Source organism: Pseudomonas sp. FSL R10-2189, assembly GCF_009600325.1.
GTDB classification, from domain to species: Bacteria; Pseudomonadota; Gammaproteobacteria; order Pseudomonadales; family Pseudomonadaceae; genus Aquipseudomonas; species Aquipseudomonas helleri.
On record NZ_WIVZ01000053.1, the window covers coordinates 1 to 25,961 of the forward strand.

Genomic DNA, 25,961 nt, shown 5'->3' on the forward strand with positions numbered 1-25,961 from the left:
CCTAAGCCCTGTGGGATACAGGACTCAGGCTGCGCTGGGCGCTAGTTAATCTGTCCAACTTTTGGGGGGCAGTTCAGGTTGGTGAAACCTTTAAGCGTTACCCGCCAGCTTCAAGCGCGCGGCCTGGGTGAAATCCAGCATGCGTTTGAGCGGGCGAACGGCGTGGGGCACCAGAGCCGGGTCGACAAAGATCTCGTTCGTACCCTTTTGCAGGCACTCGAGGGTGCGCTCCAGGGTGTTCATGGCCATCCACGGGCAATGCGCGCAACTGCGGCATGCCGCACCGTTACCGGCGGTCGGGGCTTCGATAAAGACTTTGTCCGGGCACAACTGCTGCATTTTGTAAAAAATGCCGCGGTCGGTGGCGACGATAAAGGTTTTGTTCGGCAGCTTTTGCGCAGCGGCAATCAGCTGGCTGGTGGAACCCACCGCGTCTGCCAGTTCAATCACCGACTCCGGCGACTCCGGGTGCACCAAAATCGCGGCGTCCGGGTACAAAGCCTTCATGTCTTCCAGTTGCTTGGACTTGAACTCTTCGTGAACGATGCAAGCACCGTCCCACAGCAGCATGTCTGCCCCGGTCTGACGCTGGATGTAACGCCCCAGGTGCTTGTCCGGGCCCCAGATGATTTTCTCGCCGTTGTCCATCAGGGTTTCGACGATTTCCAGTGCACAACTGGAAGTCACCACCCAGTCGGCCCGCGCTTTAACAGCCGCCGAGGTGTTGGCGTACACCACCACGGTGCGCTCGGGGTGTTGATCGCAAAACGCCGAGAACTCTTCAACCGGGCAGCCTAGGTCCAACGAACACGTGGCCTCCAGGGTCGGCATCAGCACGCGTTTTTCAGGGGTCAGGATTTTTGCCGTCTCCCCCATGAACCGCACGCCTGCCACCAAAATGGTCTTGGCCGGGTGGGCAGCGCCAAAACGCGCCATTTCAAGGGAGTCAGATACGCAACCACCGGTTTCTTCGGCCAAGGCCTGGATCACCGGGTCACAGTAGAAGTGCGCGACCAGTACCGCATCACGCGCTTTGAGTTCGGCAGCAATGGCTGCACGCAGCGTCGCCTCTTGCTCGGCAGTCAAAGGCGCTGGCTGCTTGGCATCGAGGTGGGCTTGGACCAGAAGTCGTTCAGAAATTTGCGTCATGTTCGCAAGACCTGCAAGCGCTAAGGCGCGAAAGTCGAGTGTACCACCGGCTCCGGACTGTCGAGTCCCGCCGGGAGAATGTGTGTTATCAGGCACGGACCAGCTATCAAGCGCGCTAAGGCTACAGAATAAGCTTGCGATTCAAAAGTTTAATGTTGGTTTTGCCCATGCAGGCAAGGCGCCGATGCGGGCTGGCAAACCCGCATCGGAGGGGGCGGGTCAGTTTATTTGAGCGCTGCCAGCACGTGCTCTGCCACCGGGCCACCCGAGGCCGGGTTCTGCCCGGTGATCAAACGTCCATCGGCGATAGCGAACGGCGCCCACGGAGCGTCAGCCTTTTCATAGTGAGCGCCGCGCTTCACCAATTCGGTCTCGGTGAGATACGGCACCACATCAGCCAGCCCCGCCAGGGTCTCTTCTTCATTGGAAAAGCCGGTAACCCGCTTGCCCTTGATCAGTAACTCGCCATTGGACAGCTTGATATTGAGCAAGCCCACCGCACCATGGCACACCGACGACACCACCCCGCCATGCTCATAGATGTGGCGGCTGATCGCCTGCAATTGCTCGTTGTCCGGGAAGTCCCAAATCACCCCATGCCCACCGGCGTAATAAATCGCCGCATAATCGTCAGGATTGATCTCGTCAGGTTTTAGCGTCGCGCCCAGGCGGTTCATGAACGCCTTGTCGTGATACCACTTCCAGTCAATCTCCGAGGCCATGTCCTTGGCCAGGCTGTGCGGGTCAATCGGGGTGTAACCGCCTTGCGGGCTGACGTAATCCACGGCATACCCGGCGGCCTCGACCTTGTGCACAAAATGCACGGCCTCACCCAGCCATAAACCCGTCGCGCGATCCAGATTGGGGTACTTCTCGACGCTGGTCAGTACCACTAGTATTTTTTTGCTCATCGCTGCCTCCTGTCAGAACGACGGGCCATGCGGCCCTAGAGCTGTACGACATGTTTACGTACAGAGTCAGGAGCATAGACAAGCGCTTGCGGGCATTAGTGCCGTGCATCCAAAGCACCTGTCCATTCATCAGTTGGCATTCCAGCCGCCCCCCAGCACTTTGTACAACGTCACCCGGTTGCTCTGCTCGGCCAGCCGCAGGGTGATCAGGTCTTGTTCGGCGCTGTACAGCGAGCGCTGGGTCACCAGGGCTTCGAGGTAGCTTTGCGAGCCACCCTGATACAGGGCCTGCGACAGCTCATAGCTGGTGCGGCTGGCCTTGGTCAGCGCCAATTGGGCAGCCAGACGCTGATCCAGAGTGCTGCGCACAGCCAGAGCATCGGCCACTTCGCTGAAGGCGGTCTCCAGGGTTTTCTGGTAGGTCTGCACCTCAATGTCGCGGGCGACTTTGGCGGAGTCCAGCGCAGCCCGATGGCTGCCGGCGTCGAAAATCGGCAGGCTGATACTCGGCGCAAAGTTCCATGCGCCGCTACCGCCGCTGAACAGGCTCGACAGGCTGGAGCTGGCCGACCCCGCCCCCGCCGTCAGGGTAATGCTGGGGAAGAACGCGGCGCGGGCCGCACCGATATCGATGTTGGCCGACTTGAGCGTGTGCTCGGCCGCCAGCACGTCGGGGCGACGCTGCAACAGGGTGGAGGGCAATTCCCCCGGCACCTGCACCAGCATCGCGACCGACTGCAAGCTGTCGCCGGGCAAGTATTGCGCCGGGATGGCACTGCCGACCAACAGACGCAAGGCATTCTGGTCTTGCAGGACCTGGCTGGCATACACACCGACGTCGACCTTGGCCGCCTCCACGGTGGTTTGCGCTTCAGACACCGCCAAACCGGCGGCCCCGCCCAGTGCATGGCTGCGTTGAGTCAGATCGTAAGTAGCCTGCTGGCTGACCAGGGTTTGCCGGGCCAACGCAAAGCGTTCGTTGTCGGCCGCCAGGGTCAACCAAGCGATGCCGACTTCGGCCACCAGGCTGATCTGTGTGCTGCGCCGGGTTTCGGCCAGCGACAGATACGCTTCCAGCGCCTCGTCCTCGAGGTTCTGCACGCGGCCAAACAGATCCAGCTCGTAACTGCTCAGCCCCAATTGGGCGCTGTAATCGTGGCTGGTGGTGCCGGACGTTCGACTATGGCTGCCACTTACGCTTGCGTCGATCGCCGGTAAACCTGCCGCGCGCTGGATGCGGTACTGAGCCTGGGCCTTTTCAATGTTCAGGGTCGCCACCCGCACGTCGCGGTTGTTGGTCAACGCCAGCGCCTGGAGGTGCGCCAGGCGCGGGTCGGTAAAAAACTGCTGCCAACGGATGTCCGCCGCGGCTTGGCCGTTGGGCACCGCGGTGCCCGGCAGCCATTGCTCATCGACCGCAGCCTGAGGGCGCTCATACGTGGGCGCCAGATTGATGCAACCGCTGAGCAGCGCCAAGGCTGCCAGCAAGGGCCAACAAAAACGACTCATGCGTCACCTTTTGGGTCAGGGGTGCGAACGCGACTGAAGCGGCGGCGAATCAGCACGAAAAACAGCGGTACAAAGAAGATGCCCAACAGCGTGGCGCTGAACATGCCGCCCAATACCCCGGTGCCGATGGCACGGCGCCCGGCAGAACCTGCGCCCGTACTCAGCGCCAGGGGCAAGACACCAAACATAAAGGCCAGTGAGGTCATCAGAATCGGTCGCAGGCGCTGGCGCACCGCGATCAGGGTGGCCTCGATCAAGCTATTGCCTTGCTCATGCAGGTGCTTGGCGAATTCCACAATCAAAATCGCGTTCTTCGCCGCCAGGCCCACGGTGGTCAGCAACCCCACTTGAAAGTACACGTCATTGCTCAACCCGCTGAAACGCGTGGCCAGCACGGCGCCCACGACACCTAGCGGCACCACCAGCATCACCGAGAAAGGCACTGACCAGCTCTCGTAGAGTGCCGCCAGGCACAGGAACACAAACAGCACCGATATCCCGTACAGCAACGGTGCCTGCGACCCCGACAAACGCAGTTGATAAGACTGCCCGGTCCACTCGTAGCCGATGCCTTCGGGTAACTGCTGGATGATGCTTTCCACGGCGTCCATGGCCACCCCGGAGCTCACGCCCGGCGCGGGATCGCCCACCACCTCCAGCGACGAACTGCCGTTATAGCGCTCAAGCAATGGCGAGCCGTAACTCCACGAGGTGCTGGCGAACGAAGAGAACGGGACCATTTCATCGTTGCTGTTACGCACAAACCAGTGGTCCAGGTCGGCGGCCTGCATGCGCGCGGTCGCCTCGCCCTGCACGTAGACCTTTTTCACCCGGCCCTGGTTAAGAAAATCGTTAACGTAAGTGCCGCCCAGCGCGGTGGACAAGGTGGCGTTGATGTCGCTGGTGCTCAGGCTCAAGGCGCCCGCCTTGCGATCATCAATGTTGACCTTGAGCTGCGGCGTGTCGTCCAGGCCGTTGCTGCGCACGCCTTGCAGACGCGGGTCTTTTTGCGCCAGTTCGATAAATTGCTCGCGCGCCGCCACCAACGCGTCATGCCCCAGCCCCGCGAGGTCCTTGAGCTGCAGATCGAACCCGGAGCTTTGCCCCAACCCGCGCACGGCAGGCGGTTGCATGACAAACACGTTGGCATCGCCAATGCTCGACAACGCCTCGGTCGCCCGCTGCGCGATAGACGCGGCGTCCTGACCTGCGCCCGTGCGCTCGCTCCAGTCCTTGAGCCGGATAAAGGCCCGAGCCGAGTTCTGGCTGTTGCCGCCCATGCCCAGGCCCGAGATGCTGATCAGCGCTTCGACTTCCGGTTGCTCGAGCATATAGCCCTCGAACTGCTTGAGCACCGCCTGGGTACGGTCATCCGTTGCGCCCACGGGCAACTGCACTTGGGCCATCAAGATGCCCTGGTCTTCATCGGGCAAAAATGAGGTTGGCAAGCTGGCGTAACCGGCCGCCATGGCGGCGATCACCAACAGGTACACCACCAGACTGCGCCCCCCTCGACGTACGATCCCTCCTACGCCTTTTTGATAAGCCTCGGCGCTTCGCTCAAAGGTGCGGTTGAACCCTCCGAAGAAGCCGCTAGCAGCAGCGTGCCCTTTGGCATCGGAAGGCTTGAGCAAGGTCGCGCACAGCGCGGGCGTCAGGGTCATGGCCACCAGCACCGAGAGCACCATGGCCGAAACGATGGTCACCGAAAACTGCCGATAAATGATCCCGGTTGAACCCCCAAAAAATGCCATGGGGATAAACACCGCGCTCAGCACCAACGCGATGCCCACCAGCGCGCTGGTGATTTCGGCCATCGACTTGCGCGTGGCTTCCAGCGGCGAAAGCCCTTCTTCGCTCATCACCCGCTCGACGTTTTCTACCACCACAATCGCGTCGTCCACCAACAGGCCGATGGCCAGTACCATGGCGAACATGGTCAAGGTGTTGATCGAATAGCCGAACAGCGCCAGCACCCCGAACGTGCCCAGCAAGACTACCGGCACCGTGATGGCCGGGATCAGCGTGGCGCGTACATTTTGCAAGAACAAAAACATGATCAGCACCACCAGCACGATGGCTTCGCCCAACGACTTGACCACCTCTTCGATGGACAGGCTGACGAACGGGGTCGTGTCATAGGCGATCACATTTTTGAGCTGCATTTCGCTCGGGTAAAACGGCTGGAGCTCCGCGAGCCTGGCCTTGACGGCCTCCCCGACCTTAAGCGCATTGGCGCCCGTGGCCAGCTGTACGCCCATTGCGGCGGCGGGCTTGCCATTGAGGGCCGAGTTCACGTCGTAACTGTCACTGCCCAGTTCAACCCGCGCCACCTCACCGAGCAACACCACCGCGCCCGTGCTGTCGGACTTGACCAACACATTGCGAAACTCTTCGGCGGTCTGCAATTTGCTGCGCGCACTGATCGTCGCATTCAGTTGCTGCTTGGCCACGGCTGGCAACGCCCCGAGCTGGCCCGCCGACACTTCGGTGTTTTGTGCCTCCAGCGCGGTGATCACATCCGAGGGCATCAAGGCGTATTTTTCGAGCAGCGCCGGGTCCAGCCAGATGCGCATGGCGTAGCCCGAACCGAGGGTTTGCACCTCGCCGACCCCGTCGATCCGGGCAATCGAGTCAAGCAAGGTGCTGGAGATGTAATCGCCAATTTGCGTGCCGGTCACGCTGGGGTTGTCGGACGCGAGGGCTGCAATCATCAAGAAGTCTGAGCCGCCCTTGGTCACGGTCAGGCCTTCGCTCTGCACCGAAGCGGGTAGCCGCGACTCCACTTGTTGCAGCTTGTTCTGCACCTGCATCTGCGCCACGTCAGGGTCGGTGCCGGCATCGAAGGTCAAACTGATACTGGCGCTGCCTGCCGAACTGCTGGACGCCGACATGTAGGTGAGCTTGTCGAGCCCGGTCATTTGCTGCTCGATGATCTGGGTCACCGAGTCTTCAACGGTCTTGGCCGAGGCGCCGGTGTAGGTTGCAGAAATGCGCACGGTGGGCGGTGCGATGTCCGGGTATTGCTCCAGCGGCAACTGACTGATCGACATCGCCCCCGCGAGCATGATGACGATGGCGATCACCCAGGCAAAAATCGGCCGGTCGATAAAAAAGCGCGCCATGCTCAGTTCCCCTGCGCAATCGCGGTGGGTGTCACGGCGCGTGGCACGCCCCGGGCGTCACTGTTTTGCGCCAGCACCTCGGCGCCGACCCGAACCTTCTGCCCGCCTTCGATAATCACTTGGTCACCCGCATTCAACCCGGCGCTGACCCACCACTGGTTACCCACCGCCCGGTCAATCGTCAGTACCCGTTGCTCAACCTTGCCGTTGACCACCACCAGCACCGAGGTCACGCCACTGGCGCTTCGGGTCACGGCTTTTTGCGGTATCAAAATGGCCTTGTCATCGCTGGCCAGCTCCAGCACCGCGCGCACATACATGCCCGGCAACAACAGGTGCTCAGGGTTGGCGAACACGGCGCGCAGGGTTACGGTGCCGGTGCCTTGGTTGACCGCGACACCGCTGAACTTGAGGGTGCCGGCATGGTTGTAGGGGCTGCCATCATCGAGCGTCAGCAACACCGGTGCTTCGCCTTCGGCGCTATTGCCTTGCAACGCACCGCTGGCCAGGTCGCGCTTGAGGCGCAGCAGCTCAGTGGTCGATTGGGTGATATCGACGTAGATCGGGTCCAGTTGCTGCACTGTGGTCAGCGCCGTGGTTTGCGCGGCGACCAACAATGCGCCGGGGGTAACGGTCGAGGTTTCGATACGGCCACTGAGCGGCGAGGTGATCCGGGTATAGCCCAGATTGATCCGGGCGGTGTCGACCCCGGCTTGCGCCACCTGCAACTCGGCCTGGGCCGTGAGCAAGCTGACTTGGGCATCTTCGTTGTCTTGCTGGCTGATGGCGTCAATTTTTACCAACGCCGCATTACGCGTGGCCGTGGCCTGCGCCGACTTGAGCGTGGCGCGGGCCTTGCTTGCTGTCGCTTGCGCCTCGGCCAGCGTGGCCTTGTACGGCGCCGGGTCGATTTGGTACAGGGCCTGCCCGGCCTTGACCTCGGCGCCCTCGACAAACAGCCGCTGCTGAACAATTCCGCCTACCTGCGGGCGAATGTCAGCCAGCATAAAAGCCTGGGTACGCCCGGCCAGTTCGGTGGTCAGCGCCTGGCATTGCGGCTGCACCGTCATCACCTGGACTTTCGGGGTTTGCGCCACAGGTGGGGCATCGTCTGCCGAGCAGCCGCCCAAGGCAAAAAGAACCAGCACGGCAACCACCACCGCGGCGGTTACCAGAGATTTAGCAAAAAGTTTGGTCGACATAGCGGCCTCTGCAAGTGGGGTGGCTTAAGCCATGCGCCATCGTGCGAGGCAAATGTGCAGGAAATTTGAAGATTGCCCACACGCCTTGAATCTTCGGCCAGCGAGGGCCTAAATGAGCAGGCCATTCACTGACTAGCCCGAGCCCATGAAGCTGAGCATCTCCACCAAACTGTTTATTGCGATTCTCGCCAGTGTGCTGTTGGTCATCCTGAGCATGGGCCTGGCCACCAGTTGGAGCTTCGGCCGCGGCTTTCTCGGCTACCTCAACGAACAGGCCCTGGAACGCATGGCCCCGGTGTTGCCACGGTTGGCCAGCGCGTATGAACGCGAAGGCAGTTGGGAGTTTCTGCGCAATAAGCCTGATCGCTGGTTTGAAGTGATGCGTCCGGAGCCAGAAGATGAAGTGCGCACCCGCGACCTTAAAAACCCGCTGCCGTCCGACCTCACCGGCGCGTTGTTTCGTATTGCCTTGCTCGACCAGCACAAAAAGCGCGTAACCGGTTACCCCTCGATCGGTGACGACGCCCTGCTGCGCCCCATCGACGTGGGCGGCAAAACCGTCGGCTGGCTGGCCGTGACGCCCTTTCAAAGCGTGACCGAGGCCGGGGGCGAGCGTTTTCAGCAGTATCAATTGCGCACCAGCCTGGCCGTGGGGGTGCTGTCGTTGCTGCTGGCGATGCTGATTGCCTGGTGGATCGCGCGCACCTTGCTCGACCCGGTCAAGCGTGTGGCCGCCGCCACTCATCGGCTGGCCCAGGGCGAATACAGCAACCGGGTGGCGGTGTCGTCCAACGATGAAGTGGGCCAATTGGCCCGGGACTTCAACCAACTGGCCTTCACCCTGGAGCGCAATGAAACCATGCGCCGCGAATTCATGGCCGATGTGTCCCACGAGTTACGCACGCCACTGTCGATCTTGCGCGGCGAGCTGGAAGCCATCGAAGACGGCGTGCGCAGCCTTGATCACGCCTCGATGAAGTCCTTGCAAGCTGAAGTCGGGATGCTCAGCAAATTGGTAGATGACCTGTATGAACTCTCGTTGGCAGATGTGGGCGCATTGACCTATCGCAAGAGCGAATGCGTACTCAATGACGTGCTGGAGGAATCACTGGCGATGTTTCAGGAGCGCTGCAACACCGCGCAATTGCACATTGATATGGAACTGCCTGCACAACCGCTGGTGCTCGAAGCGGACGCCAAGCGCCTGCAACAACTGTTCAGCAACCTGTTGGAAAACGCCGTGCGCTACACCGACCCCGGCGGCCGGGTGGAAATCCGTGCCAGCCAGGAGGACGATGCCGTGTGCGTCAGCATCATGGATTCCGCGCCCGGTGTTGACCCCCAGCAACTGCCGCGGCTGTTTGAGCGCTTCTACCGTGGAGAAGCCTCGCGCAACCGGGCCAGCGGCGGTGCCGGCCTGGGTTTGGCGATCTGTCACAGCATTGCCCTCGCCCACGGCGGCAGCCTGACGGCCGATCACTCCCCGCTGGGCGGCCTCTGGCTGAACCTGCGGCTACCCCGCAAAGGGTGATTCATGAGCATTCTGATCGTCGAAGACGAACCCAAACTGGTCGCCCTGATGCGCGATTATTTATCGCTCGAAGGCTACCCCGTCCATTGCCTGAGCAACGGCCTTGAGGTGGTGCCGTGGGTTCGCGCACATTCGCCACGCTTGATCCTGCTCGACTTGATGTTGCCGGGCCGGGATGGTCTGGACATCTGCAAGGAACTGCGCAGTTTCAGTGCGGTGCCGATCATCATGATCACCGCCCGGGTCGAAGAAGTGGACCGCTTGCTGGGGCTGGATCTGGGCGCCGATGACTACATCTGCAAACCGTTCAGCCCACGGGAGGTGGTGGCCAGGGTCAAAGCGATACTGCGCCGCAGCCCGCACCTGGAGACCGTGGCGCAAGCGCGCATCGAGATCGACGAAACCCGCTACAGCGCTGCTTTTGATGGTGTGCCGCTGGACCTGACGCCGGTTGAATTGCGCCTGCTCAACACCTTTGCCCGCGCTCCGGGCCGGGTGTTCTCCCGCGACCAATTGCTCGACAAGCTGTATTCCGATCACCGGGTGGTCACCGACCGCACGGTCGACAGCCACATCCGCAACCTGCGGCGCAAGCTTGCGCAGGCGTGCCCCGCAGAGGATCCGATCCAGTCGCTGTATGGCGTGGGGTACAAGCTGGAGCTTTAGAGCGACTCATTGAACAGCGCAAAACTCGCAAGGTGTTGCCGGGCGTCTTGCAGCGCCGTGGCCACCGCCTCTTCGCCAAACACCAGCCCTTCCAAATACACAAAGTGGATGTCAGACAGCCCAAGCATCGTAAAGACTTCACGCAGGTAGTCGGTCAGGAAGTCACGCTGTTTGGCCCTCGGCCCTTGATGAAAACCACCCGAACCCACCAACACGTAAACCGGGCGAGAGGCGAGCAAACCGGTTTTGCCGTCTGGCCCCGAGCTAAAGGTGCGATGGATGCGCAACACATAGTCAATCCACAGCTTCAGCGACGCCGGAACCGTCAGGTTGTGCATGGGCGTGCAAACAAACACGACATCGCTGCGCTCCAGCTCTTGGATCAATGCTTCGGACACATCAAACACTGGCGCATCGAACGCCGTGGGCTTGGTCAACGCCGCGCCGTACTCAATGTCCAACGGGGGCAAAGGCTGTGCTGCCAGGTTACGTTCGATCAGTTCCAGGTCCGGGTAACGCTGGCGCAAGCGCTGCAGTTGCTCGTGCGCCAGTTGCCGGGCGTGGGAAAAATCACCGTGAGGGCTGGCGTTGATCAGCAGTGCGGTTTTCATGGGTGGGCCTCGCTCAGTTTTTCAGTGAAGTGCATACCGCGGGCCAGCAGCCCCTGACGGAAGTAAAAGCGCTGGGCCAACGCCATGTGCAGCCCTGTATCGAGTACAAAATGATCGCAACCGCGTCGAAAGGCTTCCTCGCGTACGGCGTTCAATAACGTGGCGCCCACGCCTGAGCCTTGCAGCTGCGGGCTGACCACCAAGTCATCAACGTAAATAAAGCGGCCATAAATCAAGTTTTCAAGTTCGCGATAGCCGGCCAAACCGACCATGCCCTGGCCATTGCTGATCGCCAATAAACGGTAGCCCTGCCGGGCCTGCCGCGACAATTGCGCGGCATAAGCGTCCGGGTCAGATAAATGCGGACGCAACACGCGCATCAGATCAAAGCTGGCGCGTTGCTCTGTGGGGGTTTCCAGAAGCTGAAAGGTGTAGTCCATGCTCGTCTGCCCTCTGTAAAAGTTGGCTTACTGTAAGGACATAACGGTACAGGCCACAGATCCAAAAAATGCCTTAAGGACTGGGCCATAAATAAAAACCGGTTGATGGGCCTCACTCAATCACGAGTGAGGCCCAAACCCTTTAACACTCACTGCCAACGCTTGAACAGCACGCTCGCATTGACCCCGCCAAAGCCGAAACCATTTGAAATCGCGTATTCAATCGCCAGCTTTTTCGCCTGCCCGCGAACCAGATTGAGCCCGGCAGCCGCAGGGTCCGGCGTCTCAAGGTTCAGGGTTGCCGGGACGATCTGGTCGCGCAAGGCCAGCAAGGTGAAGATAGCCTCGATGCCACCTGCCGCGCCCAGCAAGTGCCCGGTCGCTGATTTGGTGGCGCTGATGGCAACGTCGGGGTTGTCGCCAAACAGGCTGTTGATGGCGGCCAACTCGCCTTTGTCACCCACCGGGGTCGACGTGGCATGGGCGTTCAAATGCTGGATCTGCGCCGGGGTTATACCCGCCTGTTTAATCGCCTGCTCCATCGCCCGGCGTGCGCCTGAGCCATCTTCGGGCCCTGCGGTCATGTGGTAGGCATCGGCACTGGTGCCATACCCCACCAGTTCCGCAATCGGCGTGGCGCCTCGGGCCAGGGCGTGCTCCAGCTCTTCGATCACCAGCAAACCGGCGCCCTCGCCCATCACAAAACCGTCGCGCGCTTGATCGAACGGGCGTGAGGCACGCTCAGGGGTGTCGTTGAAACCGTGGGACAACGCCCGCGCCGCGGCAAAACCACCCAGGCTCACGCGATGGATACAGGCTTCGGCGCCGCCACACACGGCCACGTCAACTTCGCCGGCACGAATCATCCGCGCCGCATCGCCAATCGCCTGCACACCGGCAGCACACGCCGTGACCGGGGCGCCCAGCGGGCCTTTGAGGTGATGCAGAATCGACACATGCCCGGCCGCCAAATTGCACAGAAACGACGGGATGGTGAACGGTGACAAGCGGCGCGGGCCCTTGCTGTCAGCGGTGCGCACCGCCTCGGCGATGGCCGGAAAGCCGCCCACACCGGACGCGATAATCGTCGCCGTACGCTCTTGCTGCAGTTCGGTTTGAGGCGCCCAGCCCGCCTGCTCCAGCGCTTCTTTAGCGGCGGCAAGCGCAAACAGAATGAAGCGGTCCATCTTGCGCTGCTCTTTGGCGGGGATCAGCGCGTCGGGGTCAAACCCGGCGTGCGGGTCCTGATCACGGTCCAGTACCTGGCCGCCAATGCTGACGGCCAAATCACCGACCAGCGCTTCAGGCAGTCGACGGATCCCGGACTGCCCTGCCAGCAAACGGCTCCAGGTCTGCTCGACCCCACAGCCCAGCGGGGTCACCGCGCCCATGCCCGTCACAACAATGCGTCTACTCACGATGGCTCACTCCATAAATTTTGCTTGGTAGCGGTAAAGTGACGAAACTATCATTATGAAAGTAACATCATTGAGCAAAACTTTTCTCGTCTCTCAGGAACCGCAATGCAACGCACATCGCTTACAAACGCCGAATGCCCTGTCGCCCGTGGACTGGAACGGGTAGGAGAATGGTGGAGCATCTTGATCATGCGCGATGCGCTGCAAGGGTTAAGGCGCTTTGACGAATTTTCGCAAAGCCTGGGGATTGCCCCGAACATGCTGACGCGCAGGCTCAACACCCTGGTCGAAGAAGGATTGCTGGAGCGCAGACGCTACAGCGAGCGCCCGCCCCGGTATGAATACGTACCGACGGCGGTAGGGGAAGATTTCAAAATCGTGATCATGGCGTTTATTGCCTGGGGCAATCGGCATTACACGCCCGAGGGCGAAAGTGTGCAGATCATTGATCAACAGACCCGCCATCCGTTGCAGGTGGTGCTGATGGACGCGGTCGAAGGCCGTGCGGTGCCCATTGAACAGTGCACCGTCAAGGCCGGGCCGGCAGCGAGTGCAGGCATGCAGGAGCGCCTGGCATTTGTAGCGGGCAGGCAGCCGCAAGACGCCTGAAGTGATGGCTCAAGTGCAATAAAAGGTAGTCGCCGCCCCAATGACAAGACGTTGATCGGTGTGATGCGGCACCCCTGATCAGCGCATTGGGCCTCGGCAGCGACTACAGGAACGGGGCTTACTGGCAGACCTTCGCAGCCGCCGGGTCGTTAGGCACAAATGAATCGGCGGCACCCGGCTTCAGGACCACGTAGCCACGGCGCCACGGTTGGTCATCGACCATTTTCCAGCGGTGTCCGGAGCCGGTGTTGTCGGCTGCCAGCAGCACTTCGCCCGGGTGCAAAGTAAACTTTTCACCGGTGCGCGTCTCGAAGGCCAGCGTGCCGGACAAGGTCATGACGTACTGCGGCTCCGGGTCGTTATGCCAGTCAAACGAGGCATGCGCCGGGCTTTGCTTGAAGTGAATGGCCGTCACGTCGTTGCGCATGTTCTGGTCGATGGTCCCTTGCAGAACATGCGAGGCGTTGTCTGCGCCGGTGCACAGCTTGTAGGCCTTGATGGTATCCGTGGCGGACGTGGCCGCTTGAGCGCCGCTCAGTGTGGCGAAAGTGATTGCGACAGCACCCGCCGTCCGCAAGCTGAGGCTGCACAGACCGTGAATGACGGTGTGCCGCGACGAACGTTTTTTCTGAAGCATGAAACCGGTTTCCTTTGTCCTGAAAGTGCCTGACAGGCGTTGCTTGCAGAACATGTTCGACGCCATGGGCCTTCGCGACAACTAACTAATAATTCATAGATCACACAAGACTGATGCAAGCTGGCGTGGAAACTGCATTGTGCGCTAAAGGTATTGACGCTAAATTGTTGGCTCTTTTAACGCCAAGGTTCCTGTGATGACTGTCGACGACCACTCCGCCCCGGCAGACGCTGGCAGTTGTGATTACCTGCTGCTACAAAACCAGCTGTGTTTTTCACTGCACTCCACCTCGCTGATGATGACCAAGGTGTACAAGCCCCTGCTTCAGGCCTTGAACCTCACCTACCCGCAATACCTGGCGATGCTGGTGTTATGGGAAGAAGACGGCCTGACCGTAGGGGAAGTCAGCGCACGCCTGCTGACAGATCCGGGGTCGTTGACGCCGTTGCTCAAGCGTCTGGAGGCCGAAGGCATGCTCAGCCGGGTCCGCAGCCATGACGACCAGCGAGTGGTTCATCTGCGCTTGACCGAACAAGGCAAAGCGCTGCAAGAAAAAGCCAAGTCCATCCCCCAATGCATCCTGGCCGCCAGCGGACTGAGCCTGGAGCAGTTGCAAGACATACAGAAAAACCTGCTGCTGCTGCGCCGCAACCTGCACGCCAGCCTCTAAGTATTATTCCGTCTGTAGGAGCGAGCTTGCCTCGCGATCTTTTGATTTTTAAAGATCAAGAGATCGCGAGGCAAGCTCGCTCCTACAGCCAGTTTATTTTCTGAAAATAAATAGTCTTTTAGATCAATGAGATAGATCTATTTTTGGTGCGTCTTGAAAAAATATCTTGCGCACAAACTATTTGAGCGCTAATTTTTAGCTATCTGCTTAGCGCGCAAATAATTAGCGCTAAAGATAAAACCTCATCAGACACTTCTTTTGTAAGGAAAGACCGCCATGAACGTTCTCTATACCGCTGTTGCAACCGCTACCGGTGGCCGTGATGGTCGCGCTGTTTCGAGTGACAAGGTCCTCGACGTCAAGCTGACCACGCCAAAAGAACTGGGCGGTGCTGGCGGTGAAGCCACTAACCCTGAGCAACTGTTTGCCGCCGGTTACTCGGCCTGCTTTATCGGTGCCTTGAAGTTTGTCGCCAGCCAGACCAAGCGCAGCATTGCGACCGACGCCTCGATCACGGCCCACGTGGGTATTGGCCAGATCCCGGGCGGATTCGGTCTGGACATCGACCTGCACATCAGCCTGCCGGGCCTTGAACAAAGCGATGCCCAAGCGCTGGTAGAGGCTGCGCACCAGGTGTGCCCTTACTCCAACGCCACTCGCGGCAATGTCGACGTGCGTCTGCACGTCAGCGTTTAAAGACTGAGAAAAACCCGTAGGCGCGCGTGCCTACGGGCTACCTTGCGCTATTGCAATGGCACATACACATCGGTTTGCCATTGATCCTGAGGAGTCTCCGGAAACACGCTCAGGTAATGAAAAAACAATGGCTGATCACGAATTTCCTCACCGCTCGAAGGCAGCCAGTCGCGGTAAATCGGGTAAATTGTCTCGCCAATATGATCCGGCGATCCCACATGCCGAACTACCACACAACGGCCGCCGGGAATAACCTTCTCTTGCACTGCGAACGCATTAGGCGCCACGCTTTCATGGATCTCCCCGCAAATTGAAAAGCGAAAGTCGTCTTCTGGCGTCGTGTCCGGGTTGCCATGGGCAATCCCGAAGGTACGGCTCGAAGCTACAGGCGACTGTCCGCTCTGAAGCCGCCACTGGATAAACTGATTCACGCTTTCATTGACTGCCCCAGGGGGCCCGCAGTGTTCGAGTGCTGCAACCCTGACCCCTGGAAATTCGACAATTCGTACGTTCATGATGACGCTCCTGGAAAAATGAGGAATGGTGAACACCGTATTCCAGAGCTGCCAGTTCGGCTTCATCCTGAACCCGCTAGGGCTCATGCCAAATGCCCGTCTGAACGCCCTTGAAAAGGCTTCGGGACTTTCAAAACCGGCATCCAGCGCAGCATCCAGCACAGAGCGTTGCGAGTGTGCCGCCAATTGGTGTGCCGCACGGCGCAAACGCATCAGTTGTACGTAACGCGACACCGGCACACCGACAAATGCGCTGAATTGGCGATGAAAGTGAAACACTGAAAAGTTCGCGATATCGCTCAACGTCTTTACCGACAAATCACCGTCGAGGTTGACGTCAATGTAGGCAAGTACGGCATCAAACCGTTTGGCGTAAGCGAAGTTGTTCGACAAGTCAGGCACGCGTTAAAAACTCATGGAATTACGGTAGCGCTAGAGTCCTCCAGAGCGGTAGGAACGCGCCTAGCCGAATTTGCTCAAGGCGCGCTTGATGCTCAGATCAATCCCGTCTTAAATCCGCCCCAGCGCCTGCGCAAGGTCAGCGCGCAAGTCTTCGACATCCTCAACCCCCACCGACAGCCGCACTAGGCCATCGCCAATACCCAATTGCGCACGGGTTTGGGCGGGGATGGTGGCGTGGGTCATGATGGCCGGGTGTTCGATCAGGCTTTCAACCCCGCCCAGGCTCTCGGCCAGGGCAAAAATCTGCACGCTTTCAAGGAAGCGTCGGGCGCCTGCCAGGTCGGTGTTCAAGTCGATGGAAATCATCCCGCCAAAGCCGCGCATCTGCCGACGCGCCAAGTCATGCTGCGGGTGCGATGCCAGCCCCGGGTAGTGCACACGCGCTACCTGAGGCTGGCGCTCGAGCCATTGCGCCAACTCCAGCGCGTTGCTGCAATGACGCTCCATGCGCAGGGCCAGGGTTTTAACCCCGCGCAGGGTGAGGAAGGCATCAAACGGCCCGGCAATCGCGCCGACCGCGTTTTGCAAGAACCGCAGGCGCTCGGCCAGTTCCAGGTGCTTGACGATAGCGATGCCACCGATTACATCCGAGTGGCCGTTCAGGTACTTGGTGGTCGAATGCACCACCACATCAAAACCCAACTCTAGCGGGCGCTGCACCCAAGGGCTGGCGAAGGTGTTATCGGCCACGCAAATGATGCCGCGCGCCCGGCAGATGCTCGCCACGGCCGCCAGGTCAGTCAGGCTGAGCAGCGGATTGCTCGGGGTTTCGACCCAGACCATCCGCGTGTTGTCCTGCAACGACGCCTCAAAAGCGCTCAGGTCTGTCAGGTCGACGAAGCTGAAGCTGTGCCCGGCGCTGCGCTGGCGGACTTTGTCGAAGAGGCGGAACGTACCGCCGTACAAGTCGTTGCCCGAGACGATGTGCGAACCGGCGTCCAATAACTCCAGCACCGTCGAAATCGCCGCCAGCCCGGAAGCAAAAGCGAAGGCATCTGTGCCGCCTTCAAGGTCCGCGACGCAACGCTCCAGGGCAAACCGCGTCGGGTTGTGCGAGCGCCCGTAGTCCAGGCCTTTGTGCACGCCGGGGCTTTCCTGCAAATAGGTGGAGTTGGCATAAATCGGCGGCATCAAGGCCCCGGTGGAAGGATCCGGCACCTGCCCTGCGTGGATGACGCGGGTGGCAAAGGCGCGGTATGCGCCGTTTTCATCGTGCTGACTCATGCAAGGGATCTCCGTAAGTGATTGAGCAGGTCGACGCGAGTAATCAGGCCATGAAAGCCTGAAGCGTCAGCAATAATCGCCACCAGCCCGCGGTCAAGTTCGGCTTGTAGCTCAGCCAGACTGGCCTGCGGCGCCAAGGTGTGCAACGTGTCCGTCATGGCGCTCGCGACCGTTCGGCTAAAGTGCGACGCATCGGCATGCAGGCCCAGCAAAATATCGGACTCATCGATCACTCCGACCAGCCGCTTGCCGTCCACCAATACCGGCAGTTGCGACACATCGGCCAGGCGCATGCGCTGGAAGGCGGTGAGCAAGGTGTCGTCCGGGCTGGCGCTGATCACCCGGCCATCCTCAAAACGTCGGGCAATCAGGTCACGCAAATCGCCGTAATGCTTGAACTGCAGCAGGCCCTGGTCCTTCATCCACTGGTCGTTGTAGACCTTGGACAAATAACGCGTCCCGGTGTCACACACAAAGCTGACCACACGCTTGGGCTCGGTTTGTTCGCGGCAATAGCGCAACGCGGCGGCCAGCAAGGTGCCGGTGGAAGACCCGCCCAAAATGCCTTCGGCTCGCAGCAATTGGCGGGCGTGATCAAAGCTTTCTTCATCGCTGATCGAGTAGGCATGTCGCACGCTGGACAGGTCGCTGATCGACGGGATGAAGTCCTCGCCAATGCCCTCCACCGCCCAGGACCCGGCTTTGCCGATCACCCCGCTACGGCTGTATTCGGCCATCACCGAACCCACCGGGTCGGCCAGAACCATTTCCAGATCCGGCTGCACGCGCTTAAAAAAACGGGTCAAGCCGGTCAGCGTACCGGCAGACCCGACACCTACCACAATGGCATCCAGATCGTGCTGGGTTTGCGACCAGATTTCCGGGGCGGTACTGCATTCGTGGGCCAGCGGGTTGGCCGGGTTATTGAATTGATCGGCGAAGAAAGCATCGGGGATGTCGGCGGCCAAGCGCGCGGCCACGTCCTGGTAATACTCCGGGTGGCCCTTGCCGACGTCAGACCGGGTGATATGCACCTCAGCGCCCATGGCCTTGAGGTGCAACACCTTCTCGGTGGACATCTTGTCCGGCACCACCAGCACCACCCGATAGCCTTTGGCCCGACCGACCAGCGCCAGCCCCAGGCCGGTGTTACCGGCCGTTGCTTCGACAATGGTGCCGCCGGGGCGCAAACGCCCGTCGCGCTCGGCGGCATCAATCATGGCCAGGCCGACCCGGTCCTTGATCGAGCCTCCGGGGTTTTGCGATTCAAGCTTGAGGAACAGCGTACAAGGCCCGGTATCGAACCGGCTGACACGCACCAGCGGGGTGTTGCCGATCAATTCCAGAACGGCAGGTTGAGGGTTGCTTGGCATGACGTCACTTCCCGTGTTTTTGCACTGGATGGACAGCGACTGGCAACGAGGTATGTCGCGCCAATCACCGGAAACCTTCTAGGACCATAGGCCGGGATGCGCGGAGTCGCAATCAACACGCGACACTCAAAAGCTCACGATACATTTCGTACCTACTGGTTCAACCTGGCCAACGCTTCAAGGGTGAGTCTATTTCTCAAGGCTTGAAGGCCACGCTCGTAGCCCTCTGCGTCGTAAACATCTCGACCGCGCACGACACGATAGTGCTCGTTGTACAGCGCATCAAATTGAACCGCGTAGCGCGCTCTCAAAAACGCGTCCCACATTGGAGCGTCAGCCATGTAGTCAAGCATTGCTTCACCATTATCCATGGCCAGAATTGCCTCTCGGGCTTGCTCAATAGCCTGTGGATCAACGCTACCGAGAGAGGCAAATTTCATGTGTTTGGGCTGGGCGGGCAGCTCCAATGCCTCTGCCAGCTTTAATCGGTAAGTGAAGCCAATTTCAAGCACATCAACAGGGCCGTCTCGTTCGCCACCGTCCATGACGGCAAAACTATCCAGTACTTTTAAACGAAATTCACCCCGGATGATCCGCAGCAGCGTGAGCTCGGCACGTTGTGGATCATCGTCAGCCAATGCCCTGGACACCAAGACCTGAATTTCCATCCGACTGAACAACAGTGCTGCCGAGTCGCAGCACGCCCAAGGCTCTGAGGCCAATTTGAACAATGAGTCACGGACGCGCTCATTTTCAGCGACTGCTTTGAGCATGCGCTGCACACGAGGGACTAGATCATGTTTGCTGTGTTCAAAATCGGCGGTGGTTTTCAGGTCATCAATCAATTTGAAAAAATCTGTGGCCCGAGGGTCGTCGCGAAGTAACTGACACTCCTGAAACCTGGCTTGCCTTTCCTTAGCCTCAATTCCGTTGAGCCAGACCCCATCGTCAAACCCCAACCGTTGAGGGTGATTGGCGTCATGATGCAGCCCAAAGTTAATCCCCGTGCGCGCTTGATAATCCCGCAATTGACGAATAGCCGAAGGCGCCAATTCATTTTCCCGCAGGGACGTCCCCCGGTTAATCACCTCAGAACCCAGCAAGACCTCTTCCGGCACGCTGATGATGTGATTAGCGCTTAAATCCAGACGGATCAGGTGAGCCAATTGCATGACACCCCGTGGCCAAATGACTGCTTGTGTACTGGACATATCTAAAGATTGCAGTTCAGACAATGAGCTAACATCCAGCCGCCCGTCTATCCCGCACCCGCTCAGATTCAAATGCTGCAAATGAACCAGCCCGGCGAGCCCTTGCTGAGAAGCGCGGTCCAGGCGCATACCGCTATCGGCAAGTGAAAGCTCAAGCAAATTGCCCATTCGCCCAATGGCTTCAGGAAAGTAATCAAATCGACAGGAGTGGATGTCCAATGCCGTCAATGAGCGAAAGTTAAGCAAGAACTGATTAATGTTTGCGTCAACTCCCAATCCCATACCGGCGCCAACCCGCATCCCCACCATCTTCAATTGACGGATATGTGAAAAGTCAGCCGTGAGGACGGGTAATGTGGGGACGCGCCAGTTCTCCAATCCCAGTGTGTAACCCAATACGTTGCCTGCTTGATCCCTCAGAGCCGGGATTTCCTTGCGCCATGCCTTAATCAATACCGTGGCCATGTCATTTTTATGGTACTGAGCCGCCACATCGTGCACTTCAAAGTCCGGCTTTTGATTCAGCCACGCTCTCAGCTCGTTCTGCAGCGTCCTGGCTTCGCCCTCGAGACGGCCCAATTCTTGGTTAATATCCAGACCAAGCGTGCGCATGCGTTGGAGTTCCCGCCCACTATCCTCACTGAGGGGATAAATCCTTCTATAACGTTCACGTGACTCATGATCAGCCAAGAAGCGATCGGTCGCGGATCCCCGGCCACTCAATGAGTAACCGATGCGTCCGTCAGCCAAGCGCTTGGGTGGTTTGAACCAAGGGCGCAGGGCGGCCATACCGAGTACTTCATAAGCCCCGTCACGGTTTTCGATGACCCTTAACGTCAACTGGTCTTTAAGCTCATCATCGCCGCCTGCATAGGCATAGCCCAACGCCTGACGCTCACGGTCTGGCAATGCCCCCAGCACAGCCTTCAGAAGATCCTGACCGCTGGCTTTTACATCCCTTTCGGGCGCTAAGAAAACGTGCCAACCCTCAGCCGTTTTCACCACAACTAAAGCGACAGAGGGGCTGTCCGCTCCCAACGAACTGATTAAAGGCCCGGAAGTCGTGCCTTCACGCACTTCAACTTTTACGCCCGCTGACCAGCCAGGTTGTCGAGCCAACCCATGCAGCATTAACTTCACACTGTCGTTGTTTTGCCGAGCGGGTAAATAAAAACCTTCAAGGGCACCGTTAACCCGCACTTCGCGCACATACCAGCGAGCCTCCTGAGACAACCGCAAGGGCACGCGCCCCTCTTTCATCTGCTGAATCTCGAGTTCATTAGCACTGCGAACAAGGTCCGTGGCCAGATTGGTCGACAGACTGGGGAACACTCGCATGAGCATTTCAACCATGGGATCCGCTCGGTCAGTTGACGACTCAAGCCTCTGGGCATCAGGAAAACGCTGCAAGGTATCGCTCAGTAAGGGAGGGATTCTCTCTCGGTTCATATGAACCCGCCTGAGCATTTCATCGGTCGTGTTACTGATGTTCAGGATGGCGGTTATTTGGTGGCTGTCAAAGCCTGAAGCGCTGTAGCCCAGACGCCTGAACAGATACTGCCCGTCCCACTCCATGGGTCTTTCAAACTCATGGCGCCACGTACCGACGTCATTGCCAAAGACAGGAATCGCCGGCCGGGCAAAACGGCGGCTATCAATAATGCTGTTCGTCAACCCGTCGGTGGCCGATTGAACTTCGTAAAACTTACCGTCCAACACAATACCGGGGGCGTCATCAACAATGTAAATCCCCTTGGCATCAGGCCGTTTAGCGACTGACCACGCCACATCGGGCAGTGCATAGCTTTCGACCTGAGGGATGTCAGTATTGATAAAGCCCTCCGGCGTGCGAAATCTATTCAAATCATCTATCACCACCTTGCGCCAGCCCGCGGCAGTCATCAGATCAGAACTGCGCAGGCGTGTTGCGCGCGTTGGGTCTGTAAGCCCTGCAATCAAGGCTGCAAAAAAGCTGTCTGGCCCGCTGACCGCAGGCATAAGTGCATGCTGGCGTCTGTCATAGGCTGCATACACCCCGCTACCGAGGTCAGTAATCACTAGCGTGTGATCGCTGTATCTATAATCAGCCGACACATCACCCGAAGGTGGATTGGCAACAATGACCAGTTCAATGTTGAGTCGCTTTTTTATAATCAATGTGCAGATATCTTTCGACCATTGATCAACGTCAGGGTTGAATGCGCGAGGGTGGTGAAACCCGTCCAGCATGCGTTCAAGCCGCGCCGAAAATACGGCGTTTGTGACGGCGCGATAGATAGGCTCGGGCAACGCATAGGAGCGTAATTGATTACGTCGCTGCAGCGTTTCATTAAGCTGCCCACGGGTGCTTCCCAGCAGGGGCTGTAAGGCCAGCAGTTCGTGACAACGCGCCAGCGACAAACCGGGATGCATAGCGCGCAATTGAATAATGATCGGTAACAGTGGCGTTTTTCTGGGTTGCTCCAAAGGTAACCAGGTCAAGTCCAGACTGCTGGCCGGGCCACCGGAGGGTAGATGATCTTTGTGAAGCGTTAATGCCGTAAAAAGGGCATTTTTGTGCGCCGTGAGTTGTGCCGCCATTAACTGAGTCATCTGCACTTTATCGGTAGGTAAACTGAGTCGCCGGATCAGATCACTTAAAAAATCGCTCTCGAACGCTTTAAAAAAAGATGAATGGTTTAATGTCAGCTCACCATCATCCAGACGCTTTATTAAGAGTGTCTGGAAGGTGGGAGGATTGTTCGTGAATTGGCCATGCATCTCAGTAAAAACGCCCTTATGGTCCATAACGAACAGAAGCTTATCGGGTGGCCAAAAGGAGAGCTGTGTCATCAATGCCAGCAATGGGCGCTCGGTCAAAGACACTAACTGCGGGTAGCGACTCAATTCATCGGCACAGCGTTGCAGTTGTGTATCCGCTTGAAAACGGGTGACAGCATCGGTCAGCGAAGCCGGTGCTGCCCCCCCTTGCCAGATTCGTTGCAAGTCAGCCCTGCTGACTGCGCTGACCGTTAATGCAATCTGCGCCGCCTCTGGCGTCAGGCCGCGGACCATACGGCGAAGCCACTGACCCTCGGTGAGTGAGGGGCTGTCATCCAAATCCAGTTGCCAACGTCGCTGAGTGGCATCCCATATTACGGGCGGTTTAAACGCGTCCGGATCGGCTTTCGCGATGGCTCGCCACGTGCCGTCCTGGTTACGTTCTATTTCGACCGCAAACTGGCGGCCGTCTTGTTCCAGAAACGCATAGTCGCGCCCCGAGTACCGGTAAATACCCTGCTCATCGAGCGCCATGTTGTCAGTGACCGACGCGGGGGCCAACGCAAAACGGGCCGGGTCGCTTGACCATAAGCCCGTGTTTCCATCGCTGCGCAGATAGGTTCTGGGCTGCCCCATACTTTGCAAGAGCTTTGCGTAACGGCCACGGGCCAATCGAGCGGCGGCTCCTATCAAGACTGACGAGATCAGGATGTCCAACGTATCCGCCAGTGTGTGCAACAACCCGATGCTGTCACCTTGGCTGGATTGCTCCAAGGCGCTATAAAGCCCTTGCACCGTGACACCGACAAATAGAAATTTAATGCACCTGTTCAACCCGTTGATGGCGCCTGGAACTGGAATCAATAAAAGGTGCGTGAGTTCCTCGAACAGCGTGCTGATGGCTGACGCGATGTCTGCCCAATCCTGCACAGACTTCTCTACCGCTAATTGCCTGAGGCGAGATTCATACAGGTTGGATTGAAAACTCAAAACCGCCTGTTCCAGCGAAGTCTGGAGGCTCAATGGTTTGAAACCCAGCCCCTCAAAAGCAATCCAGTCTCGCCGCCCTTTCGGCAGTGAAGTGATGTAGGTGAAACCGTCAGGATCTTTAGGCGCGGGAACAACAACGGTTAACCGTGCGTACAGCGCTTGTGTCAAATGAACCCTGAACCAATCCATTTGCCCATCCGTGGCAGCCCTGAGTAATTGCGCCCGAAAATCGGCAATCAGAACGCTTGAGTTGGTATGCAAGCGCAAGTCCCCTCCCGGACGGCCCGGAAAGAAACTGAACACGCCCTTAGCGCCCAGGATTTCAACCTGAAACAGCGGAATGCTGACGTGATGCCCTTCGGTTTCAGCCTCAGGGGCTGGTTTGGCCGGTATGGACGCTCCACCGGTAGGATAAAACCCCCACCCGCTCACTAACTCAGCCGGCGTAAATTTAATCGTCATGACAATTTGGCGGACACGCAAACGAGACGGTGTACTGTCGAGCGCCTCGCTGAGTGTTTTGACTCTGTCCCTGTCTGCATGATCAGGGCCGAGCGAGCGATACAACTCCATCAGGCAAAACTGCAAGTGAGCCTTGGTGCACGTGCGCAGAAGTGTATGAAGTGTCCCGCTGGCAGACATCGCACTGTCAATGCGGTGTTTAAGTCCGGCACCGAGGTTAAGACTTCGCGCAATAGAGATGAAGGTAGTCGCAGGAATAAGCGAGGTGGTGTTAATGCGGTCGGGGTCCTGCGCGTAACTGAAAGCACCGCCCGCAGAATGATTAATGAAACTGGCATTGACCAGGCTGTCACTGTTGAAACTTGCAAAATAGGACATAAAACCAAAGTTGATACAGGCCGCTTGCCACAAACTCATGCTGAGTACATGCGCCTTGGGGGCATATTCATCAATGATAGCGTGCGGTTCAGGTAGCGCTTCTGTCTCATCCGCAGTATCGGCCGAGCGCCTTAGTCGCTTAGGGAACTGAAGGCGATCTTGCCTGTTAGGCGTATACAAGTAGCGGGTATGGATATACGTCGTGCGCGGGTCTAAATCTATTCCCGTGGCCGCTAATATCCGCTCCCGAATCGCTTGCACTCCAGATGTTTCAAAGTCGTCCTTGATTCTTCTGTCTTCACGCTCAACGCCCTCTAACGCCTGCGCATACTGGCGCACTAACCGCCGGTAACGAAGCTGCTCGCTACGGGTAAGTGATGCCAACTGGCCTTTTATCGATTGATGCAAATGGTCAAGAACTTCGTGTTCCGCCCATTGTGTTTCAGATAAAAAAGATGAGTGCAGCGCTTCATTGTTTGGTTGATTCATGAGCTATTACTCCGGATCCAAATCCGAAGACTAACCACTCACTGCGCTGAAATTAGTTAGATAACTACTACCTGAACACGGTCCGGCCAAAGCACATTTCGCGTTGCAAACGGCTGGCCCTCAGTGCCGGGCGGTTCTTTTCCAGCAACTGCCGGGGAGCCAGCATTCATGGCGGGTAGTCGGGCATGGCCTATGGGACAAGTACGCAGTTCAGTCAGAGCATGCGAAGAATCTTTTGCTGCGTGTGATGCTCACCACTATGCTCACCGGCGGCGACTACAGCGCTATTGCCAACGACCTTGATCAAATCCGGATTAGTCTGGATTACCCCCCTCGACCTCGGCCTGCTGAATTAACGCCCTTCGCAACGCTGATCAAGCTCGCCCCAGTGCATGACTTATGCCTTGGCGCGTGCTCAAAACGCGTACCCCGTTACCCGCTGCGCAAGAAAAAGTCGATGTGAAAAGCCCAGAATTAACAATTTTTCATGTCACGGCCCCGTCATTTTCCATTCCTATATTCCTACGTCACAAGTTACGAACGGCCTGTATCGGGCCTTGGACTCAACGTTCGCAAGGAGTGCGCATGCTGTGCCCGGCGGCAGTCTGGCCCGGGGAGGAATTTATTGTGGATGCAACGCTGACACCCTTGCCGCACCTTGAGCCATTGCCTGCGGGCAGTACTTCGCGATTGCTGCGCCGTGGCGGCGCGGTGGTGCTGGTGGTGGCGCTGCATCTGTTGGTGCTGAGCCTGGTGAACCGGTCTTCGCCGGTCACGGTGACGCCAGCCGTGACGCGCACTATTTATGCCTCGGTCATTCATCAACCTGCGCCTGCACCCGCCGCCCCTGCTGCACCGACACCGCCCTCTGAGCCCCCTCCTCCGGTGGCGCCGCCCACCCCCGCGCCAGAGGCTGTCCACCC

At 58.7% G+C, this 25,961-nt stretch carries 18 protein-coding genes and 1 pseudogene; 6 read left to right on the plus strand and 13 right to left on the minus strand.

Annotation, left to right across the window (positions count from 1 at the left end; all coding sequences use genetic code 11):
- Window positions 1-90: 90 nt before the first annotated feature.
- From nadA to GHO32_RS24285, 5 genes are all read right to left on the minus strand, one after another.
- Complete coding sequence (gene nadA, locus GHO32_RS24265) at window positions 91-1,149, minus strand: quinolinate synthase NadA (RefSeq protein WP_153336247.1); 1,059 nt, start codon at window positions 1,147-1,149, stop codon at window positions 91-93.
- A 224-nt stretch (window positions 1,150-1,373) separates the two neighbouring features.
- Window positions 1,374-2,060 (minus strand): type 1 glutamine amidotransferase domain-containing protein, encoded by a 687-nt coding sequence (locus GHO32_RS24270; RefSeq protein WP_048387269.1) that lies wholly within the window; start codon window positions 2,058-2,060, stop codon window positions 1,374-1,376.
- A gap of 129 nt (window positions 2,061-2,189) precedes the next feature.
- Window positions 2,190-3,569, minus strand: a complete 1,380-nt coding sequence (locus GHO32_RS24275; protein WP_153336246.1) for an efflux transporter outer membrane subunit — start codon at window positions 3,567-3,569, stop codon at window positions 2,190-2,192.
- Window positions 3,566-6,694 carry an efflux RND transporter permease subunit gene (locus GHO32_RS24280; protein ID WP_153336245.1) on the minus strand — a complete coding sequence of 1,043 codons (3,129 nt, stop codon included), beginning with the start codon at window positions 6,692-6,694 and terminating at the stop codon, window positions 3,566-3,568. Before GHO32_RS24280 ends, GHO32_RS24275 begins: the two co-directional genes overlap by 4 nt.
- 2 nt (window positions 6,695-6,696) lie before the next feature.
- Window positions 6,697-7,896, minus strand: coding sequence for an efflux RND transporter periplasmic adaptor subunit (locus tag GHO32_RS24285; RefSeq protein WP_153336244.1), 1,200 nt, complete (start codon window positions 7,894-7,896; stop codon window positions 6,697-6,699).
- A gap of 145 nt (window positions 7,897-8,041) precedes the next feature.
- On the opposite strand from GHO32_RS24285, the gene baeS reads away from it, so the two are divergent.
- Window positions 8,042-9,427 carry a sensor histidine kinase efflux regulator BaeS gene (gene baeS / locus GHO32_RS24290; RefSeq protein ID WP_153336243.1) on the plus strand — a complete coding sequence of 462 codons (1,386 nt, stop codon included), beginning with the start codon at window positions 8,042-8,044 and terminating at the stop codon, window positions 9,425-9,427.
- A 3-nt stretch (window positions 9,428-9,430) separates the two neighbouring features.
- Window positions 9,431-10,093: a response regulator gene (locus tag GHO32_RS24295; protein WP_153336242.1), complete on the plus strand. Its 663-nt coding sequence runs from the start codon at window positions 9,431-9,433 to the stop codon at window positions 10,091-10,093.
- On the opposite strand, the gene GHO32_RS24300 is transcribed toward GHO32_RS24295, so the two are convergent.
- The 3 genes from GHO32_RS24300 to fabF all read right to left on the minus strand — a co-directional run bounded on the left by GHO32_RS24300 (window position 10,090) and on the right by fabF (window position 12,562).
- Window positions 10,090-10,704, minus strand: coding sequence for an FMN-dependent NADH-azoreductase (locus GHO32_RS24300; protein WP_153336241.1), 615 nt, complete (start codon window positions 10,702-10,704; stop codon window positions 10,090-10,092). The two genes, GHO32_RS24295 and GHO32_RS24300, sit on opposite strands and share 4 nt — an antisense overlap.
- A complete protein-coding gene (locus tag GHO32_RS24305) occupies window positions 10,701-11,144 on the minus strand; it encodes a GNAT family N-acetyltransferase (protein WP_153336240.1) in 444 nt (147 codons plus the stop codon). Before GHO32_RS24305 ends, GHO32_RS24300 begins: the two co-directional genes overlap by 4 nt.
- Before the next feature lie 149 nt (window positions 11,145-11,293).
- The gene (gene fabF / locus GHO32_RS24310; protein WP_368668524.1) at window positions 11,294-12,562 is read right to left on the minus strand and encodes a beta-ketoacyl-ACP synthase II; all 1,269 of its coding nucleotides are present in this window, start codon (window positions 12,560-12,562) and stop codon (window positions 11,294-11,296) included.
- Window positions 12,563-12,667: 105 nt separating this feature from the next.
- Between fabF and GHO32_RS24315 the strand changes: the two genes are divergently transcribed.
- Window positions 12,668-13,171 (plus strand): helix-turn-helix domain-containing protein, encoded by a 504-nt coding sequence (locus GHO32_RS24315; RefSeq protein ID WP_153336239.1) that lies wholly within the window; start codon window positions 12,668-12,670, stop codon window positions 13,169-13,171.
- Window positions 13,172-13,289: 118 nt separating this feature from the next.
- On the opposite strand, the gene GHO32_RS24320 is transcribed toward GHO32_RS24315, so the two are convergent.
- On the minus strand, window positions 13,290-13,808 hold the full coding sequence (locus GHO32_RS24320; RefSeq protein ID WP_153336238.1) for a hypothetical protein: 519 nt from the start codon (window positions 13,806-13,808) through the stop codon (window positions 13,290-13,292).
- 196 nt (window positions 13,809-14,004) lie between these two features.
- Here GHO32_RS24320 and GHO32_RS24325 point away from each other — a divergent pair, with 196 nt between their 5' ends.
- Window positions 14,005-14,478: a MarR family winged helix-turn-helix transcriptional regulator gene (locus GHO32_RS24325; RefSeq protein ID WP_153336237.1), complete on the plus strand. Its 474-nt coding sequence runs from the start codon at window positions 14,005-14,007 to the stop codon at window positions 14,476-14,478.
- Between the two features lie 276 nt (window positions 14,479-14,754).
- Complete coding sequence (locus GHO32_RS24330) at window positions 14,755-15,174, plus strand: organic hydroperoxide resistance protein (protein WP_153336236.1); 420 nt, start codon at window positions 14,755-14,757, stop codon at window positions 15,172-15,174.
- Between the two features lie 47 nt (window positions 15,175-15,221).
- On the opposite strand, the gene GHO32_RS24335 is transcribed toward GHO32_RS24330, so the two are convergent.
- The 4 genes from GHO32_RS24335 to GHO32_RS24350 all read right to left on the minus strand — a co-directional run bounded on the left by GHO32_RS24335 (window position 15,222) and on the right by GHO32_RS24350 (window position 25,038).
- Window positions 15,222-16,091 carry a GyrI-like domain-containing protein gene (locus GHO32_RS24335; protein WP_368668523.1) on the minus strand — a complete coding sequence of 290 codons (870 nt, stop codon included), beginning with the start codon at window positions 16,089-16,091 and terminating at the stop codon, window positions 15,222-15,224.
- A gap of 108 nt (window positions 16,092-16,199) precedes the next feature.
- Window positions 16,200-17,375, minus strand: a complete 1,176-nt coding sequence (locus tag GHO32_RS24340) for a cystathionine gamma-synthase (protein ID WP_153336234.1) — start codon at window positions 17,373-17,375, stop codon at window positions 16,200-16,202.
- Window positions 17,372-18,748: a pyridoxal-phosphate dependent enzyme gene (locus tag GHO32_RS24345; RefSeq protein WP_048370467.1), complete on the minus strand. Its 1,377-nt coding sequence runs from the start codon at window positions 18,746-18,748 to the stop codon at window positions 17,372-17,374. Before GHO32_RS24345 ends, GHO32_RS24340 begins: the two co-directional genes overlap by 4 nt.
- Window positions 18,749-18,900: 152 nt before the next feature.
- Window positions 18,901-25,038, minus strand: a complete 6,138-nt coding sequence (locus tag GHO32_RS24350) for an NEL-type E3 ubiquitin ligase domain-containing protein (protein ID WP_153336233.1) — start codon at window positions 25,036-25,038, stop codon at window positions 18,901-18,903.
- 627 nt (window positions 25,039-25,665) lie between these two features.
- Between GHO32_RS24350 and GHO32_RS24355 the strand changes: the two are divergent.
- Window positions 25,666-25,961: pseudogene (locus GHO32_RS24355) on the plus strand (energy transducer TonB); the annotation flags it as partial.

Coding starts and splice junctions, on each gene's coding strand:
- nadA (WP_153336247.1), bottom strand. CDS start 1,149: ATGACGCAAATTTCTGAACGACTTCTGGTCCAAGCCCACCTCGATGCC.
- GHO32_RS24270 (WP_048387269.1), bottom strand. CDS start 2,060: ATGAGCAAAAAAATACTAGTGGTACTGACCAGCGTCGAGAAGTACCCC.
- GHO32_RS24275 (WP_153336246.1), bottom strand. CDS start 3,569: ATGAGTCGTTTTTGTTGGCCCTTGCTGGCAGCCTTGGCGCTGCTCAGC.
- GHO32_RS24280 (WP_153336245.1), bottom strand. CDS start 6,694: ATGGCGCGCTTTTTTATCGACCGGCCGATTTTTGCCTGGGTGATCGCC.
- GHO32_RS24285 (WP_153336244.1), bottom strand. CDS start 7,896: ATGTCGACCAAACTTTTTGCTAAATCTCTGGTAACCGCCGCGGTGGTG.
- baeS (WP_153336243.1), top strand. CDS start 8,042: ATGAAGCTGAGCATCTCCACCAAACTGTTTATTGCGATTCTCGCCAGT.
- GHO32_RS24295 (WP_153336242.1), top strand. CDS start 9,431: ATGAGCATTCTGATCGTCGAAGACGAACCCAAACTGGTCGCCCTGATG.
- GHO32_RS24300 (WP_153336241.1), bottom strand. CDS start 10,704: ATGAAAACCGCACTGCTGATCAACGCCAGCCCTCACGGTGATTTTTCC.
- GHO32_RS24305 (WP_153336240.1), bottom strand. CDS start 11,144: ATGGACTACACCTTTCAGCTTCTGGAAACCCCCACAGAGCAACGCGCC.
- GHO32_RS24315 (WP_153336239.1), top strand. CDS start 12,668: ATGCAACGCACATCGCTTACAAACGCCGAATGCCCTGTCGCCCGTGGA.
- GHO32_RS24320 (WP_153336238.1), bottom strand. CDS start 13,808: ATGCTTCAGAAAAAACGTTCGTCGCGGCACACCGTCATTCACGGTCTG.
- GHO32_RS24325 (WP_153336237.1), top strand. CDS start 14,005: ATGACTGTCGACGACCACTCCGCCCCGGCAGACGCTGGCAGTTGTGAT.
- GHO32_RS24330 (WP_153336236.1), top strand. CDS start 14,755: ATGAACGTTCTCTATACCGCTGTTGCAACCGCTACCGGTGGCCGTGAT.
- GHO32_RS24340 (WP_153336234.1), bottom strand. CDS start 17,375: ATGAGTCAGCACGATGAAAACGGCGCATACCGCGCCTTTGCCACCCGC.
- GHO32_RS24345 (WP_048370467.1), bottom strand. CDS start 18,748: ATGCCAAGCAACCCTCAACCTGCCGTTCTGGAATTGATCGGCAACACC.
- GHO32_RS24350 (WP_153336233.1), bottom strand. CDS start 25,038: ATGAATCAACCAAACAATGAAGCGCTGCACTCATCTTTTTTATCTGAA.